This is a genomic window from Kitasatospora sp. NBC_01302, from assembly GCF_035976515.1.
GTDB lineage: Bacteria > Actinomycetota > Actinomycetes > Streptomycetales > Streptomycetaceae > Kitasatospora.
In genome coordinates this window covers 7,439,083-7,455,684 of the sequence record NZ_CP108404.1, presented here as the reverse complement: position 1 = coordinate 7,455,684, position 16,602 = coordinate 7,439,083, and the positions used below count along the sequence as shown (strand labels likewise).

Annotated in this window: 15 protein-coding genes; 4 read left to right on the top strand and 11 right to left on the bottom strand. The window is 71.5% G+C overall.

Annotation, left to right across the window (positions count from 1 at the left end):
• Positions 1 to 95: 95 nt before the first annotated feature.
• The 6 genes from OG294_RS32685 to OG294_RS32660 form a co-directional block, all read right to left on the bottom strand.
• The gene (locus tag OG294_RS32685) at positions 96 to 608 is read right to left on the bottom strand and encodes a hypothetical protein (protein ID WP_327070159.1); all 513 of its coding nucleotides are present in this window, start codon (positions 606 to 608) and stop codon (positions 96 to 98) included.
• An 83-nt stretch (positions 609 to 691) separates the two neighbouring features.
• The gene (locus tag OG294_RS32680; RefSeq protein ID WP_327070158.1) at positions 692 to 1,744 is read right to left on the bottom strand and encodes a LacI family DNA-binding transcriptional regulator; all 1,053 of its coding nucleotides are present in this window, start codon (positions 1,742 to 1,744) and stop codon (positions 692 to 694) included.
• A gap of 1 nt (position 1,745) precedes the next feature.
• Complete coding sequence (locus OG294_RS32675; protein ID WP_327070157.1) at positions 1,746 to 3,425, bottom strand: glycoside hydrolase family 13 protein; 1,680 nt, start codon at positions 3,423 to 3,425, stop codon at positions 1,746 to 1,748.
• Between the two features lie 102 nt (positions 3,426 to 3,527).
• Complete coding sequence (locus OG294_RS32670) at positions 3,528 to 4,439, bottom strand: sugar ABC transporter permease (RefSeq protein WP_327070156.1); 912 nt, start codon at positions 4,437 to 4,439, stop codon at positions 3,528 to 3,530.
• Between the two features lie 86 nt (positions 4,440 to 4,525).
• Entirely contained in the window at positions 4,526 to 5,476 is a 951-nt protein-coding gene (locus OG294_RS32665) for a carbohydrate ABC transporter permease (RefSeq protein WP_327070155.1), read from the bottom strand.
• A 94-nt stretch (positions 5,477 to 5,570) separates the two neighbouring features.
• A complete protein-coding gene (locus tag OG294_RS32660; RefSeq protein WP_327070154.1) occupies positions 5,571 to 6,851 on the bottom strand; it encodes an extracellular solute-binding protein in 1,281 nt (426 codons plus the stop codon).
• Between the two features lie 392 nt (positions 6,852 to 7,243).
• Here OG294_RS32660 and OG294_RS32655 point away from each other — a divergent pair, with 392 nt between their 5' ends.
• The 4 genes from OG294_RS32655 to OG294_RS32640 all read left to right on the top strand — a co-directional run bounded on the left by OG294_RS32655 (position 7,244) and on the right by OG294_RS32640 (position 11,593).
• Entirely contained in the window at positions 7,244 to 8,476 is a 1,233-nt protein-coding gene (locus OG294_RS32655; protein ID WP_327070153.1) for a homogentisate 1,2-dioxygenase, read from the top strand.
• Positions 8,473 to 9,681, top strand: coding sequence for a fumarylacetoacetase (fahA, locus tag OG294_RS32650; RefSeq protein WP_327070152.1), 1,209 nt, complete (start codon positions 8,473 to 8,475; stop codon positions 9,679 to 9,681). Before OG294_RS32655 ends, fahA begins: the two co-directional genes overlap by 4 nt.
• 227 nt (positions 9,682 to 9,908) lie before the next feature.
• Positions 9,909 to 10,673: a G1 family glutamic endopeptidase gene (locus OG294_RS32645; protein ID WP_327070151.1), complete on the top strand. Its 765-nt coding sequence runs from the start codon at positions 9,909 to 9,911 to the stop codon at positions 10,671 to 10,673.
• A gap of 143 nt (positions 10,674 to 10,816) precedes the next feature.
• Entirely contained in the window at positions 10,817 to 11,593 is a 777-nt protein-coding gene (locus tag OG294_RS32640) for a G1 family glutamic endopeptidase (RefSeq protein WP_327070150.1), read from the top strand.
• A gap of 7 nt (positions 11,594 to 11,600) precedes the next feature.
• Here OG294_RS32640 and OG294_RS32635 read toward each other — a convergent pair whose 3' ends face one another.
• The 5 genes from OG294_RS32635 to OG294_RS32615 are packed head-to-tail and all read right to left on the bottom strand — an operon-like array spanning position 11,601 to position 16,585.
• Positions 11,601 to 12,737, bottom strand: a complete 1,137-nt coding sequence (locus tag OG294_RS32635) for an FAD-dependent monooxygenase (protein ID WP_327070149.1) — start codon at positions 12,735 to 12,737, stop codon at positions 11,601 to 11,603.
• A gap of 24 nt (positions 12,738 to 12,761) precedes the next feature.
• Positions 12,762 to 13,328, bottom strand: coding sequence for a GTP-binding protein (locus OG294_RS32630; RefSeq protein ID WP_327070148.1), 567 nt, complete (start codon positions 13,326 to 13,328; stop codon positions 12,762 to 12,764).
• A 1-nt stretch (position 13,329) separates the two neighbouring features.
• Positions 13,330 to 13,731: a DUF742 domain-containing protein gene (locus tag OG294_RS32625; protein ID WP_442789263.1), complete on the bottom strand. Its 402-nt coding sequence runs from the start codon at positions 13,729 to 13,731 to the stop codon at positions 13,330 to 13,332.
• Positions 13,728 to 14,132 carry a roadblock/LC7 domain-containing protein gene (locus OG294_RS32620; RefSeq protein WP_327070147.1) on the bottom strand — a complete coding sequence of 135 codons (405 nt, stop codon included), beginning with the start codon at positions 14,130 to 14,132 and terminating at the stop codon, positions 13,728 to 13,730. Before OG294_RS32620 ends, OG294_RS32625 begins: the two co-directional genes overlap by 4 nt.
• Positions 14,129 to 16,585 carry a sensor histidine kinase gene (locus tag OG294_RS32615; protein ID WP_327070146.1) on the bottom strand — a complete coding sequence of 819 codons (2,457 nt, stop codon included), beginning with the start codon at positions 16,583 to 16,585 and terminating at the stop codon, positions 14,129 to 14,131. The genes OG294_RS32620 and OG294_RS32615 overlap by 4 nt, the downstream gene beginning before the upstream one ends.
• Positions 16,586 to 16,602 lie beyond the last annotated feature (17 nt).

The window sequence follows — 16,602 nt, the reverse complement described above, 5'->3', positions numbered from 1 at the left end:
ACCTGGTGACACAGCGCTGAGCAGCCGCTGGACAGCACCGAGGGCCGCCTCTCCACTCTCCGGGAGGCGGCCCTCGGCCGTGCGGTGAACCGGCGTCACTGCGCCTTCGGCTGCCGGCGCCGGGTGAACCGGAGCAGCGCGACGAAGATCGCCGCGCCGATCAGCGCGCCGATCAGGCTGGCCCCGCGGAACCAGGGCGCGTTCACGTCCATCGTCCGCTGTCCCGCGTGCGCGCCGCTGCCGTCGCCGACCACCACGCCCAGCGTCCACAGCTTCGGCAGCGCGAGGACCAGGGCGACCGCCACCCAGGCCACCCAGGCCACCGAGACCTTCCAGGACCGGCTCCGGCGCAGCCCGAACCAGGCCACCAGGAGCGGCAGCAGGGTGCAGGTGACGCCGGTGAGCAGGCCGAAGAGCAGTCCGCTGGAGAGCCGGCCGTGCACGCTGTCGCCCACCTGCTGGGCCCACCAGCGCGGGATCGTGGCGGCCCACAGGAAGGAGAGGCCGATCAGCGCGGCCAGCGAGCAGCCGCCGAGCAGCAGTCGGCGCCGCCGGTCCGGGTGGACCGACGGCGCCGTGTCGTCGGGTCGCGGTGCGGTGGCTCCCATGCCTCGATGCCGGCACCGGTGGATCTTCGGCGCCCGTCGGGACGGGGCCGACGACTCCCCGCGGCTGCCGCTCGCCGTGGCGGCTACTCCCCGCGGTGCGGCCTGGCCCCGGTGGAGCCGCGCATCACCAGCTCCGGCTGGAACATGTACTCCACCCGCTGGGCCGACTCGCCGCCGACCTCCTCCAGCAGCGCGTCGACGGCTGCGGTGGCCATCGCCTCCACCGGCTGACGGATCGTGGTGAGCGGGGGCTCGGTGAAGGCGATCAGCGGCGAGTCGTCGAAGCCGACCACCGAGACGTCGCCGGGCACGCTCAGCCCGCGCTGGCGCACCGCGCGGATCGCGCCCAGCGCCATCAGATCGCTGCCGCAGATGATCGCGGTGCAGCCGCGGTCGAGCAGCACGCCGGCCGCCGCGTGGCCGCCCTCCACGCTGAACAGCGTGTGGTGCACCAGCTCCTCGATCTCCTGGTCGCCGGCGCCGAGCACCGAGCGCATGGCCGCGGTGAACCCCTCGATCTTGCGCAGCACCGGCACGTAGCGGCGCTGACCGACCGCCAGGCCGATCCGCTCGTGCCCGAGCTCGGCCAGGTGCTGGACCGCCATCCACATCGCCGCCCGGTCGTCGGGCGAGATGAACGGCGCGGCGATCTTCTCGCTGAAGCCGTTGATCAGCACGAACGGGACCTGACGTCCGGTCAGCTTGGCGTACCGGTCGTGGTCGGCGGTCGAATCGGCGTGCAGGCCGGAGACGAAGACGATGCCGGCGACCCCCCGCTCGACCAGCATCTCGACCAGTTCGTCCTCGGTCGATCCGCCCGGCGTCTGGGTGCAGAGCACCGGGGTGTAGCCGTGCCGGCTGAGCTGCTGCTCGATGACCTGGGCCAGCGCGGGGAAGATCGGGTTGCTCAGCTCCGGGGTGATCAGCCCGATCAGGCCCGCGCTGCGCTGGCGCAGCCGGGTCGGCCGTTCGTAGCCGAGCACGTCGAGGGCGGCCAGCACGGTCTGCCGGGTCGCGGCGGAGACGCCCGCCTTGCCGTTGAGGACGCGGCTGACGGTGGCCTCGCTGACCCCCGCCTGCGCCGCGATGTCCGAGAGTCGCGCCGTAGTCACGAGCCCAGAGCCTATTGCAACCATGTCAGACCGCCCACCAGCTGGTGCTGTCGGGCGCGAGCAGTCCCGGCTCGATCCGGTCGGTGGAGCTGAGCAGCAGTCGGCCCTCGGTGGCGAACGGCACCGCCTCGGCGGTGGTGTTGACCAGGCAGACGAAGGAGTCGCGGCGGAAGGCGAGCACGCCCTCGGGGGCCGGCAGCCAGGTCAGCCCGGCGCCCGCGCCGAGCGCCGGGTCGCTGCGGCGGATGGCGAGCGCGCCGCGGTAGAGCTCCAGGGTGGAGGTCGGGTCGCCGGTCTGCGCCTCGACGCTGAGTCCGGCCCACTCGGCGGGCTGCGGCAGCCAGCTGGGGCCGCCCTCGACGGGGCCGAAGCCGTAGGGCGCGGCCTCGCCGGACCACGGGATCGGCACCCGGCAGCCGTCGCGGAAGCCGTCCTGACCGCTGGCGCGGAAGAACGAGGGGTCCTGGCGGACCTCGTCGGGCAGGTCGGTGACGTCCGGCAGGCCGAGTTCCTCGCCCTGGTAGAGGTAGGCCGAGCCCGGCAGCGCGAGCATCAGCAGGGTGGCCGCGCGGGCCCGGCGCAGGCCGAGTCCGCGGTCGCCGCGCTCGCGGATCTGGGTGCCGCCGGGCGGGTTGGCGAAGCGGGTGGCGTGCCGGGTGACGTCGTGGTTGGAGAGCACCCAGGTGGCGGGGGCGCCGACCGGGCGCATCGCGGCCAGCGAGGAGTCGATCACGGCGCGCAGCTCGGTGGCGTCCCAGGCGGTGCCCAGGTACTGGAAGTTGAACGCCTGGTGCAGTTCGTCGGGGCGCACGTAGTTCGCGGTGCGCTCCACGGTGGGGGTCCAGGCCTCGGCCACCGCGATCCGCTCGCCCGGGTACTCGTCGAGGATCCGGCGCCAGGTGCGGTAGATCTCGTGCACGCCGTCCTGGTCGAAGAACGGCATGACGTCGTTGCCGAGCAGCTTGAGCTGGTCGTGGCCGCCGAGGTCGGGCAGGCCGGGAGCCTTGACCAGGCCGTGCGCGACGTCGACCCGGAAGCCGTCGACGCCCATGTCCAGCCAGAAGCGCAGGATCGAGCGGAACTCGTCGGCGACCGCGGGGCTGTCCCAGTTGAAGTCGGGCTGCTCGGGAGCGAACAGGTGCAGGTACCAGTCGCCCGGGGTGCCGTCGGGGTCGGTGGTGCGGGTCCAGGCCGGGCCGCCGAAGATGGACTCCCAGTCGTTGGGCGGCAGTTCGCCGTCCTCGCCCTTGCCGGGGCGGAAGTGGTAGCGCTCGCGCAGCGGCGAGGCGGGGCCCTCGCGCAGCGCCCGCTGGAACCACTCGTGCTGGTCGGAGGAGTGGTTGGGGACCAGGTCCACGATGATCCGCAGGCCCAGTTCGTGGGCGTCGCGGATCAGCGCGTCGGCGTCCAGCAGGGTGCCGAACATCGGGTCCACCGCACGGTAGTCGGCCACGTCGTAGCCGGCGTCGGCCTGCGGGGAGGCGTAGAACGGGGAGAGCCAGACCGCGTCGACGCCGAGGTCGCGCAGGTAGGGCAGCCGGCTGCGGACGCCCGGCAGGTCGCCCATGCCGTCGCCGTTGGCATCGGCGAAACTGCGCGGGTACACCTGGTAGATGACCGCGTCGCGCCACCAGCGACTGGGTTCGCCGGCAGGGGTGGCGACGGCGGACAGCGGCCGGGGGGTGTCGGCCAGGTTCTGGGTCATCAGGCGGATCCCTTGGGAACTAGGTATCGTTTCGCGCACTCACTCGAGTGTGCGATCGACGCACGAGCAACAGGCAGAATACTGGTAGGAGTTGACCGTCCGTCAGGACTTCGCGGCACCCGCGGTCAGCCCGGTGACCAGATTCTTCTGGACCAGGTAGAACAGCGCCGTGACCGGAATCGCGATCAGCACGGCGGTGGCGGCCATCAGGTTCCACTGGCTGTCGTGCTCGCTGACGAAGCTGCTCAGACCCACCGCGAGGGTGTACTTGTCCGAGCTGAGCATGAAGGTGGAGGCGAACGGCACCTCGGCCCAGGCGGTCAGGAAGGAGTAGAAGACGGCGACCGCCAGACCCGGGCGGGCCAGCGGCAGGATCAGCCGCCAGAAGGTGCCGAACGGGCTGAGCCCGTCGACCCGGCCGGCCTCGTCGATCTCCGCGGGGATGGTGTCGAAGTAGCCCTTCAGCAGCCAGGCGCAGTACGGCACCGTGGTGCTGGCGTAGACCAGGATCAGGCCGCCGTAGCTGTCCAGCAGGCCGAGGTTGGCCATGATGTAGTACATCGGCACGATCAGCACGGAGATCGGGAACATCTGGGTCACCAGCAGCGACCACATCAGCGGGCGCAGGCCCGGGAACTTCATCCGCGAGACGGCGTAGCCGGTGCTGGCGGCGATCAGCACGCCGAACAGGGCGGTGCCGCCGGCCACGATCAGCGAGTTGCCGAACCAGGTCAGGAAGTCGGTGTGGTTCAGCACCGTGGTGAAGTTGGCGAAGGTGGCCTTGCCGAGGATCTTCCCGGGGTGCAGGTAGTCCGTCTCGTCCGGGCCGAGCGCGATGTAGAAGATCCACAGCACCGGGAAGACCGCGACCAGCGCGGCCAGGCCCAGGGCCGTGTGCAGCAGGGCGGTGGCACCGGCGCTGCGCTCACCGCGGGCGCGCACCTTGCGGGGCCGCGCCGGGGTGGCGGGCGCGGCCGGGCGGGCCGCGGCGGGCCGGTCGGTGGTGGTGCTCATCGGGTGGCCTTTCCGTTCCTGGGGGTCTGCTGGGCCTGCTCGGCGGGCTGCTCGGGGCGCGGGGCGGTCGGGGATCCCATGGCGGGTCAGATCGCCGTCTGGTCGTTGCGCTTGAGCCAGCGCTGGTAGAAGCCGGTGAAGACGATCAGGATGGAGAGCAGGATGATCCCGTAGGTGGCCGACTGCGCGTAGTCGCGCGGCAGTTGGCCGAAGCCCAGCTGGTAGGCCCAGGTGACCAGGATCTGCGCGTCGGGCGCGTTGGTCTTGCCGAACAGCAGGAAGATGATGGTGAACTGGTTGAAGGTCCAGATCACCCCGAGCAGCACCACGGTGCTGGTGACCGGGCGCAGGCCGGGCAGCGTGACGTAGCGGAACCGCTGCCAGGCGCTCGCGCCGTCCATCTCGGCCGCCTCGTACAGCTCCCCCGGGATCGCCTGGAGGCCGCCGAGCAGCGAGACCATCATGAACGGCACCCCGCACCAGGTGTTGACCAGGATCGCCGCGGCCTTCTGGGCCATCGGGTCCTCCAGCCAGCTGGGCTGCGGCAGGTGCAGCGAGCCGAGCAGCATGTTGACCAGGCCGCCGTCGGCCAGCATCAGCCGCCAGGAGAAGACGGTCACGAAACTCGGCACCGCCCACGGCACGATCAGCAGCAGCCGGTAGAAGGTGCGCCCGCGCAGCTTCTGGTTGAGCATCATCGCCAGGCTCAGGCCCAGGCTGAAGTGCAGGCCGACGCAGAGCACGGTCCAGGTCATGGTCCAGATGAAGTGCGACCAGAACCGGTCGTAGGCGCCCTCGCCGAAGAGCACGTCCTGGTAGTTGTGCAGGCCGACGAACTTGAAGGTGTCGGGGATGTGGTTGACCCCGATCGTGTGCCCCACGTTGAGGCTGGTCGCGTCGGTCAGCGTCAGGTAGATGCCGCGGCCGAGCGGATAGGCCACCAGCAGGCCCAGCACGATCACCACGGGCGCGGCCATCGCGTAGGCGTACCAGTACGTGCTGTACGAGCGCTTCAGGCGCTGCACCAAGGCTGTCATGGGGGTGGAACACCTTCTCCGGGTCGGTACCTGACGGCGCACTCGTCCGGCCCGCCCCCTCGGCGGGCCGGACGAGTGCGGGGGCTTGGCAGCCTTACTTGCTGAAGTCCGGCAGCAGCTTGGTGTAGTCCTGGGCGCTGGCGTCCAGGCCGGACTGGATGCCCTGCTGGCCCTGCGCGATCTTGCCGAGGTTGGTGCTCAGCGAGGTGAAGAGCGAGGAGTACTCGGGCAGCGCCGGGCGCGGCTGGGCCACGTTCAGGATCTGCTGGAAGCCGGCGATGCCCGCGTTGGACTTGACGTCCGCGGTGAAGGCGTCGGGGCGGGTGGGCAGCGTGGAGTTCTTCTCCGCGATGAAGACCTCGCTGTCCGCGGAGGTCATGAAGGCGGCGAACTTCTCGGCGGCGGCCTGGTGGGCGGCGTCCGAACCGGCGAAGACGGCGATGTTCTGGCCGCCGGTCGGGGCGCCGGGCTTGCCGGTGGAGCCGGCCGGCACCGCGGCGATACCGAGGTTCCCGTGGTCGGTGAAGGCCGAGCCCTTGTAGATGTTGGTGATCTCCCAGGGGCCGTTGATGATCGCGGCGACCTTGCCGTTGTTGAACGCGTCCATCATGTGCGCGTACGAGTCGGTGGTCACGTCGGCCTTGACGGTGCCGGGCGAGGTGAACAGCGACTGGTAGGTGGTCACCGCCTTGACGGCGGTCGGCGAGTTGACGGTGATCTTCTTGTTGGCGGTGTCGACCAGGTCGGTGCCCTCGCCGAAGAAGAGCGGCAGCGCGTCGTAGGCGTCGCCGGCGTGCAGCTCGAAGCCGTCGACGCCGGTCTTGGCCTTGATGGTGGCGGCGTCCGCCTTCAGCTCGTCCCAGGTGGTGGGCGCGCTGGTGATGCCGGCCTGGGTGAACAGCGCCTTGTTGTAGAGCAGGCCCAGGGTGTCGGTGACCAGCGGCACGCCGTAGGTCTTGCCCTGGTACTGGGCCTGCTTGATCAGGCTGGGCTGGTAGTCCGAGGGCTGCGGCAGCGCGGGGGTGCCGTCCAGCGGGGTCAGGAAGCCGGACTTGGCGAAGGCCGCGGTCCAGCCCACGTCGGAGCGGAAGACGTCGGGGGCACCCTTGCTGCCCATCGCGGTCTGCAGCTTGTCCTGCGCCTGGTCGAACGGCACGTTGACGAAGTTGACCTTGATGTCCGGGTTGGCGGCCTCGAACTTCGTGACCACGGCCTGGTAGTTCGGGGCCTCGTTGGTCGCGTTGGAGGTGTCCCAGTAGGTGATGGTCACCGGGCCGGACGCCGCGCCGGACGAGCCGGAGCCGCTGCTGCCGCAGGCCGCGAGCGACACCGTGAGGGCCGCTACCAGGGCGAAGGCCGCGCTGCCACGCCGCATGAGAACTCCTAGGAGGAAAAGGGTGGTGGGGGTGGGTGCCCGGTCAGGACGGCGGGAGCGCATACTGGCCCCCTGACACCGACCGCACTGGGTGTCGACGCCGGGCTGTGAGCAGGAACGTAACAGCGCTGCAAGCCGGTTTGAAAGTTCTTGCAGCAAGTTTCTGCAAGAAGTCGGGGATCGTTACATCCGCGTGTCCGGAGAGTTGCCGCGGTGCGTCTTGACGGTTCGCCCGGATTCATCTCGGTTCCTCCTGCTGGGCCATGGGCCCACCAGGTCGGTCCTTGACAGCACCTGGCCGCTGGCCGTGGGATTGGTCTTGTCCACCCCCACCCCCGGGTGGACGCCCTGGCCGGCGCAGTCCAGGGTGGTCAGTCGCTCAGGAGGCGCAGATGGCGTACTACCGCACCGTCGGCACGGTGCCGCCGAAGAGGCACACCCAGCACCGCAACGAGGCCGGCGGCCTCTACTACGAGGAGCTGATGGGCGAGGAGGGTTTCTCCTCCGACTCCTCCCTCCTCTACCACCGCGCCATCCCCTCCGCCCTGGTCGACAGCCGGATCTGGGCCCTGCCGGAGGGCAAACCCGAGCCGAACCACCCGCTCAAGCCCTTCCACTTCAAGCTGCACGACCTCTTCCCGGGCGAGGAGTGGCGCCAGACCGATGCCGTGCGCGGACGCCGGGTGGTGCTCGCCAACGCCGACGTGCGGATCGCCTACGTCGCCTGCGGCCGGCCCTCGCCGCTCTACCGCAACGCCATAGGCGACGAGTGCGTCTACGTCGAGTCCGGCAGCGGCACGGTCGAGACGGTCTTCGGCTCGCTGGAGGTGGGCCAGGGCGACTACGTGGTGCTGCCCCGCGCCACCACCCACCGCTGGCTGCCCGCCGGCGAGAAGCCGCTGCGGCTGTACGCGATCGAGGCCAACAGCCACATCACCCCGGCCCGGCGCTACCTCTCCAAGTACGGCCAGTTGCTGGAGCACGCACCGTTCTGCGAGCGCGACCTGCGCGGGCCGGTGGGGCCGCTGCTGGCCGGGGAGGACGAGCGCGACCAGGACACCGAGATCTACGTCAAGCACCGCGGCAACGGCTCCTCCGGGATCGCCGGCACCGTCTTCGTCACCCCCACGCACCCCTTCGACGTGGTGGGCTGGGACGGCTGCCTGTACCCGTACGTCTTCAACATCCGCGACTACGAGCCGATCACCGGCCGGATCCACCAGCCGCCGCCGGCGCACCAGGTCTTCGAGGGCAACAACTTCGTGATCTGCAACTTCGTGCCGCGCAAGGTGGACTACCACCCGCTCTCCATCCCCGTGCCGTACTACCACTCCAACGTGGACAGCGACGAGGTGATGTTCTACTGCGGCGGTGACTACGAGGCCCGCAAGGGCTCCGGCATCGGCCAGGGCTCGGTCTCGCTGCACCCCGGCGGCCACACCCACGGCCCGCAGCCGGGCGCCTACGAGCGCTCGATCGGCGCCGAGTTCTTCGACGAGCTCGCGGTGATGGTGGACACCTTCCGCCCGCTGGAGGTCGCCGAGGGCGGCCGGGCGAGCGACGACGGCACGTACGCGTGGAGCTGGAGCGGGCGCGGCCCGCAGGACGGTGGCAAGCAGCAGTGACCTCCCTTCAGACCTGGGTGCCGGTGCCGGAGGGCTCCGACTTCCCGGTGCAGAACCTGCCCTACGGCGTCTTCACCCCGCGCGGCTCCAGCCAGGCCCGGGTGGGCGTGGCGATCGGCGAGTCCGTGCTGGACCTGTCGGCGGTCTGGGCCGGCACCCCGCTCGGCGCCGACCTGGCGACCGGCTCGCTCAACCTCTTCATGCGACGCGGCCCGGGCGAGTGGGCCTACGTCCGCGAGCGGGTCACCGACCTGCTCACCACCGAGGGCGAACGACGGCTGGTGGAGGCCAACCTGCACCGGATCGACGAGGTGCGCCTCCACCTTCCGGTGGAGGTGGCCGACTACGTCGACTTCTACGCTTCGGAGCAGCACGCCACCAACCTGGGCCACATCTTCCGCCCCGACGGCGAGGCGCTGCTGCCCAACTGGAAGCACCTGCCGGTCGGCTACCACGGCCGGGCCGGCACGGTGGTGGCCTCCGAGACCGGGATCCGCCGCCCCAGCGGACAGCGCAAGGGCCCCGGTGACCCGGCGCCGGTGTTCGGCCCCACCGTGAAGCTGGACATCGAGGCCGAGCTGGGCTTCGTGGTCGGCGCGGGCTCGACCCTGGGCGAGCCGGTGAGCGTGGACGACTTCGCGCAGCACGTCTTCGGCGCGGTGCTGCTCAACGACTGGAGCGCGCGCGACATCCAGGCCTGGGAGTACGTGCCGCTCGGCCCGTTCCTCGGCAAGTCCTTCGCCACCTCCATCTCCCCCTGGGTGGTACCGCTGGCGGCACTGGAGGCGGCCCGGGTGGCCACCCCGGCGCAGCAGCCGCAGCCGCTGCCGTACCTGCTGGAGAAGGAGCCGTGGGGTCTTGACCTCAGCCTCGAGGTCAAGCTGAACGGCGCGGTGGTCTCCCGGCCGCCGTACGGCGGGATGTACTGGTCCCCGGCCCAGATGCTCGCCCACACCACCGCCAACGGCGCCTCGCTGCGCACCGGCGACCTCTACGGCTCCGGGACCATCTCCGGTCCCGAGGCCGGCCAGCGCGGTTCGCTGATCGAGCTGACCTGGAACGGCCGGGACCCGCTGACCCTGCCGGACGGCACGACCCGCACCTTCCTGCAGGACGGCGACACCGTGACGATGTCCGCCTCGGCGCCCGGCCTGGACGGCGTGCGGATCGGCTTCGGCGAGGTCTCCGGCACGATCACCAGCTGACGCCCCGCCGGGCGGCGCATCCGCGCCTCCCGGTCGGGCCGGTGGCCGGTCACCCCCTCTGGGGTGGCCGGCCATTTCTCATGCTTCACACAGGAAGATTTGCACACTCGTAATACCAACTGCCGGACGGACTGCCCTACAGTTGTCGCCGCACCGTCAAAACGGTGGTCCCTCACTGAAGTTCGCGCGACAGCCACACCCTCCTCTCACCCCCACAGGGAGCAGCCATGTCCGCAACTCCTCGCCGCAGCCTGGCCATCGCCGCCGCACTCGCCGCGGTCCTCGCCAACGCCGCCCCCGCCCTCGCCGCAGGTGCCCCCACCCTGGTCAACGCGCCGATGGCGGTGGGCCCCAACCACCTCACGGCCCACGGCGGGATCCTGCACAGCACCAGCAGCAACTGGTCCGGCTACGCCGCCACCGGCAGCAAGTTCACCAGCGTCAGCGCGAGTTGGGTCCAGCCCGCGGCCAGCTGCAACGGCGACGACACGTACTCCAGCTTCTGGGTCGGCCTGGACGGCGACGGCAGCAACTCGGTCGAGCAGACCGGCAGCGAGGTGGACTGCTCCGGCGGCTCGCCGCAGTACTACGCCTGGTACGAGATGTACCCGGCCTACCCGGTCAACTTCAGCAACTACGTGGCCCCCGGGGACCACTTCACCGCTTCGGTGACCACCAACGGCAGCGGCTCCTTCACGCTCAAGCTCTCCGACACCACGCAGGGCTGGAGCAAGACCGAGAACAAGACCCTGCGCAACGCCGCACTGGCCTCCGCGGAGATCATCGCCGAGGCGCCGTCCGACAGCAGCGGCGCGCTGCCGCTGACCGACTTCGGCCAGGTCAACTTCACCTCGGCCACCGCCAACGGCAAGTCGATCGGCAGCTTCAACCCGGACAACATCACCATGGCCAGCAACGGCACCACCCTGGCCAGCACCTCCGCGCTGAGCGGCGGCAACGCCTTCTCGGTGACCTGGCAGAACGAGAGCTGAGGTGATGTCGGGCGCGGCGGCGCACCCGAACGGGTGAAACACGAGGTCGTTCTGAGTATGTGTCACATCACCGGACCGTAAGACGGGCATAAGGCTTCTCAACGCCAACCCCCGTCCGTACACAACCTTCCGGTGGAGTCGCCATGCCCGTCCCCCGTCGCCGCGCCCTCGCCTGCACCGCCGCCCTGGCGGCGGTGCTCGCGAACGCCGTCCCCGCCCTGGCCACCGCGCTGCCGGCGCCGTCGAACGCACCACTGATCGCCACCTCGCCCGTGCTGGCCAACGCGCAGGACGGTCTGCGGCACGGCACCAGCACCAACTGGTCCGGCTACATCGCCACCAGTACCAACGGCACCAAGTTCACCAGCGTCACCTCGCACTGGACCCAGCCGGCGGTCACCTGCACCGACCAGGACACCTACTCCAGCTTCTGGGTGGGCCTGGACGGCGCGGTCAGCAAGACCGTGGAGCAGACCGGCAGTTCGGCGGACTGCTCCAGCGGCCAGCCGGTCTACTACTCCTGGTACGAGATGTACCCGGCCTACCCGGTCAACTTCTACAACGCCGTAGCCCCCGGGGACCAGTTCACCGCCTCGGTGACCACCAACGGCAAGGGCTCCTTCACCCTCAAGCTCTCCGACACCACGCAGCACTGGACCCACACGGTCAACAAGACCCTGCTCAACGCCGAGCTGTCCTCCGCCGAGGTGATCGCCGAGGCACCCTCCACCACGAGCGGCCCACTGCCGCTGAGCAACTTCGGCACCGTCGACTTCAGTTCGGCCACCGCCAACGGCCAGCCGATCGGCGCCTTCAACCCGGAGAACGTCACCATGGCCCGTCAGGGCAGAACGCTGGCCGCCACGTCCCCGCTCAGCGCGGGTAACGCCTTCTCGGTGACCTGGAAGAGCAGCAACTGACCCCTGGTCAGTAGGGCTCGACCAGCACGTGCGCCGCGCCGGGGATGCCGATCTTCAGCAGCTCGTCCTCGGCCGGCGTGGTCGCCCCGCCGGTCTCCTGCCGCAGGACCGCCCGGGACAGCGCCTGCACCCACATGGCCCGCGGCCGGCGCCGCTCCTCCCAGGCGGCCAGCCCCTGCGGCAGCTGCGCGTGCGCGTCCAGCGACTGCGCCAGCACCAGCGCGTCCTCGACCGCCATCGCCGCGCCCTGCGCCAGGTGCGGGGTGCTGGCATGCGCCGCGTCCCCGGCCAGCACCAGCCGGCCCACGTGCCACGGCGCCTCCACGGTGACCTGGGAGATCCGCGAGTAGACCACCGCGGCCGGGTCGGTGACCTGCGCCAGCGCGGCGGCGACCGGACCGCCGAAGCCCGCCAGCCGCTCGGCGAGCTGCTCGTGCGCGCGCAGCGGGTCGGGGCGGAAGTCGGCGGCCTCCGCGAAGACCGCGCCGAGGTACATCAGGTCCTCGGTGACCGGCGTGAGCAGCGCCTTGGCGTTCCGGTCGCCGGCGCTCATCAGCACGCCCACCACCTCGGGGTCCCGCGGCAGCATGACGCGCCAGTTGGCGAAGCCGGTGTACTCGGGGGTGAAGCGCTCGCCGTACATCCGGGTGCGCAGCGGGGAGCCGATCCCGTCGAAGCCGACCACCAGGTCGTAGCGCCCCGTCGTGCCGTCGGAGAGGGTGGCCTCGACGCCGGCGGCGTCCTCGTGCAGCTCGTCGATCGTGGTGCCGAAGCGGATCCGGGCTCCGGCCGCGCTCGCGGCGGCGCCCAGCACCCGGGCCAGCGCCGGGCGGGGTATGCCGTTGTTCGACGGCACGTCACCCATCCGCGGCTGCGGGATCCTGGCCAGGGTGGCGCCGGCCGGGTCGCAGATGGTCAGCACCTCCCACGCGAAGCCGGCCGCCAGGCACTCCTCGAGCACCCCGATCTCGCGCATCACGTGCAGGGCGTTGGAGGGCTGGATGATGCCGACCCCGAGCGCCTCCAGCTCCGCGCGCAGCTCGGCGACGTCGACCCGGTGGCCGCGGCGGGCCAGCGCGGTGGCCAGCGTGAGGCCGCCGATGCCGCCGCCGTGGATCAGCACGCGAAGGGGTGAAGTGGTCATCAGTGGTGGTCCCTTGGGAGAGGCTCAGACGAGGGCGGGCTGGTTGATCAGGTGGTCGACCAGGGCGAGCAGCACGTCCCGCCCGAACGGGCGCGAGCGCACGTCCCCGATCAGCAGCGGCACCTGCGGGTCCAGGTCGAGGGCGCTGCGGATCTCGTCGGCGGAGCGGTCGTCCACGCCGTCGAAGCAGTTGATCGCCACCACGAAGGGGATGCCGCGGCTCTCGTAGAAGTCGATCGAGGCGAAGCTGGTGTCCAGCCGCCGGGTGTCGGCCACCACCACGCCGCCCAGCACGCCGTTGACCAGGTCGTTCCACATGAACCAGAAGCGTTCCTGGCCCGGGGTGCCGAACAGGTAGACCACCAGGTCGGTGCCGATGCTGATGCGGCCGAAGTCGAGCGCCACGGTGGTGGTGTCCTTGGCGTCCACGCCGTCCAGGAAGTCCACCCCGACACTGGCCCGGGTCAGGTACTCCTCGGTGCGCAGCGGGGTGACCTCGCTGACCGAGCCCACCAGGGTGGTCTTGCCGACGCCGAAGCCGCCCGCGATCAGGATCTTGACGGCGGCGGGGGCCGCCTGGGTGTCTGTCATGTCAGAGTCTCCGGAGTCCGTCGCGTACGGCGGTCAGCAGGCCGAGGTCCACCCCACCGCTCGCCCGGGCCACCGCGATCGGGGCGCGGGCGACCAGCAGGCCCTGGGCGATCAGGTCGCCCAGCAGGATCTTGGTCACCGAGACCGGCAGGTCCAGGTCGGCCGCCAGCTCGGCGACCGCCGCCGGCTGGCGCAGGCAGCGGGCCAGGATGGTGCGGTGCTCGGGCTGCAGCCGCCGCCCGGCCTGCTCGGCGGCCTGCGGGACGGCCGTCAGCACGGTGATCAGGGTCAGGTCGTCGCGCTCGGGCGCGGTGCGGCCCCGGGTGATGGTGTAGGGGCGCACCATCGAGTCCGCTCCGTCGTCGCCGACTTCGCGCTCCGCCTCGCTCCAGTGCGGGCTCACCCCGCGCTCCGGATCGGGGTGCTGAGCTTCTGCCCGACCTGCTGCACCAGGGTGTGCATGGCCAGCGACATCACCTCGGCGTCCACCTCCTGGGAGGCGATCACGGCCAGGTGGGTGCCCTGCCCGGCGGCGGTGATGAAGAGCCACAGCTCGGCCAGCTCCACGATCACCTGGCGCACTCCGCCGCCGCCGAACAGCGTGCCCACGCCCCGGGCCAGGCTCTGCTGCCCGGTGGCGACGGCGGCCAGCCGCTCGGCGTCCGCCCGGTCGATGCCACGGGACTGGCTGACCACCAGGCCGTCGTCCGAGAGCAGCACGGCGTGTCTGGTCCCGGCCACCGAATCGACCAACCCGTCCAGCAGCCAGTCCAGGTCCTGGTGGGTGGCGGTGGTGCGCGTCATGACGGGTCCTTTGGGGTGGGGATGGGGGTCAGTTCGGTGGTCTCGTCACCGAGTCGGGCGGCGCGCGAACGCCGCTGGAAGGCGCCGATGGCGGCGCCGGAGCGGGCCGGTGCGTCGCTGGGCGACTCGGCCGCCGGGGCCGGTTCGACCGGTTCGGCGCCGTCCGGCGGTGTCTGTGGCAGGCGCAGCTCGGCGACCAGGCTGGCCTGGCGGACCCGCTGCGGCAGTGGGGGCTGGACGGTCTCGGCGGTCCGCTCGTGGTCGGCGCGGCGCTCGGCCCAGGACGGCCGCGCGGCGGGGAGCTCCGCGGGCTCGGGGGCGGGCCCGGGGGCGGGCTCGGTATCGGCCTCGGGTGCGGCCGCGGTCTCGGGCTCCGCTGCAGGTTCGGGTACCGGCTCCGCTGCGCGTACGGGCAACGGGTCGGCGGCCGGTGCTGGTGCCGGTGCCGCCACGGGCGCTGCGCTCACCGCGGCGGTGGCCCCGGCCAGCGCCCGCCCGCGCACCCGGGCCGGCAGCGCGCCGGGCTCGGGGGCGGCGGCCAGCACGGTCGGCGCGGGGACCGCGGAGTCGTCGCTGACCAGCTCATCGGGGATCAGCACCACCGCACGGGTGCCGCCGAAGGCGGAGGGGCGGAACTCCACCCGCAGCCCGAGGGTGTCCGCCAGCCGGGCCACCACGTAGAGGCCGAGGCGGATGTCGTCGGCCTGGGCCAGCACGTCCATCCGGGGCGGACGGCGCATCAGGGTGTTGGCGGCCTCGTACTGTTCGGGCTCCATGCCCAGGCCCCGGTCCTCGATCTCCACCGCCAGGCCCCGCCCGACCATGGCCGCACGCACCTCGACCGGCGTGGGCGGCTTGGAGAAGGCCGCGGCGTTCTCCATCAGCTCGGCCAGCACGTGCACCACCGGGCCGACCGCGCGCTCGGAGAGCCACGGGCTGCCCTCGACGTCGATCAGGATCCGCCGGTAGTCCTGCACCTCGCCCTGGGCCGCGCGCAGCACGTCCAGCAGCGGCACCGGCTTGCGCCACCGCCGCTGCGGCTGGCCGCCGGCCAGGATGACCAGGTTCTCCTCGTAGCGGCGCAGGCGCGCCGTCAGGTGGTCGAGGTCGAAGAGGCCTTCCAGCACCTCGGGGTCCTCGTGCCGGCGCTCCATCTCGTCCAGCGTCTTGAGCTGGAGGCCGATCAGCAGCTGGGTGCGGCGGGCGATGCGCTGCAGCAGGCGTTCGAAGCCACGGTGCTGCTCGGCCTGGGCGACGGCGGCCGTCAGCGCACTGTGCCGGGCCGCGTTGAGCGCCTGGCCGAGCCTGGTCAGCTCGTCGCCGCCCTGCGGCTCGGTGCTGATCGTCCGGCTCTCCTCGGCCGGCTCCAGTTGCTCGCCGCGGCCGAGCCGCTCCACCACCTCGGGCAGCGTGCGTTCGAGCTCGCCGGCCTGGTCCTGCAGGTCGACGATCCGCCGCCGCAGCGAGCGGGTGAGCCGCCAGGAGGTGATGATCACGGCGATCACGGCGAGCAGGCCGATCACGCTGGTCAGCACCACCCGCAGGAAGAGCGAGAAGATGCTGTTCTTGCCGGTGCTGACCACCGCGTCGGTGCGGGCCTCCAGCAGCGAGACCAGCTGCGGAGTGACCAGGTCGACGGACTCGCGCCACTGCGACTGGTCGGGCGGCAGCGCGATGGTGGCGTCGGGGCCGGCCGCGGCGGGCTTCAGCAGGTCCTGCTCGACGCCGGCCATGCTCTGCCAGGCCGAGCCCCTGGTCATCCGCTGCGCCGCGGCGCTCTCGGCGGCCGGCAGGTAGGGCGCGATCTTGCTGCTGTAGAGGAAGCCCTCCGCGCCGATCAGCTGCTGAACGGTCTGCAGGTCCGCCACCGGGATCCGTCCGGAGGGCCAGCTGCGGGCCAGGATCGCGTCCTCGCGGGAGATGAGCTCCTTGGTCCAGAACTCGTCGACCAGGATCCGCGAGATGTAGCCGACCTCACCGTTGTCGACGTGGCTCAGCGCGGTGAAGAGCTTGAGGTCGACGCTGATCAGGTTGGTGTAGAAGGAGTAGGTGCTCTCCTGGTCGGCGCCGTGGTCGACCGCCGCGCGGCGCTGCGGCAGCTGGGTCATCGCCTGCTGGGCCGTTCGGACCGCGTCGCGCACCTCGGCCGGGGCGTGGTTCTCCGAGACCCTGGAGAGCTGCTGGAAGGTGTGCACCGCCTCGTCGGTGGCCGCGCGCTGGCGGGTCAGCGCGTCGGTCACGCTGCCGGGCTGGGCCAGCTGCTCGGCGCTGAGCCGACGCTCCTCCTGCAGGTTGTAGTACACGATGTTGGAGGGCTGGCCGGCCTTCTGGGCGAGCAGCCCCTGCGCGGCCTGCCGCTGGAAGTCGGAGAAGGTCTGCCCGGTGGTGACGGCCCAGAGCGCGGCGAGCGCGAGGCTGGGGACGATCGCCAGGACCAGCAGGGCGGTTCGCAAGCTCAGGCGGGTGCGCC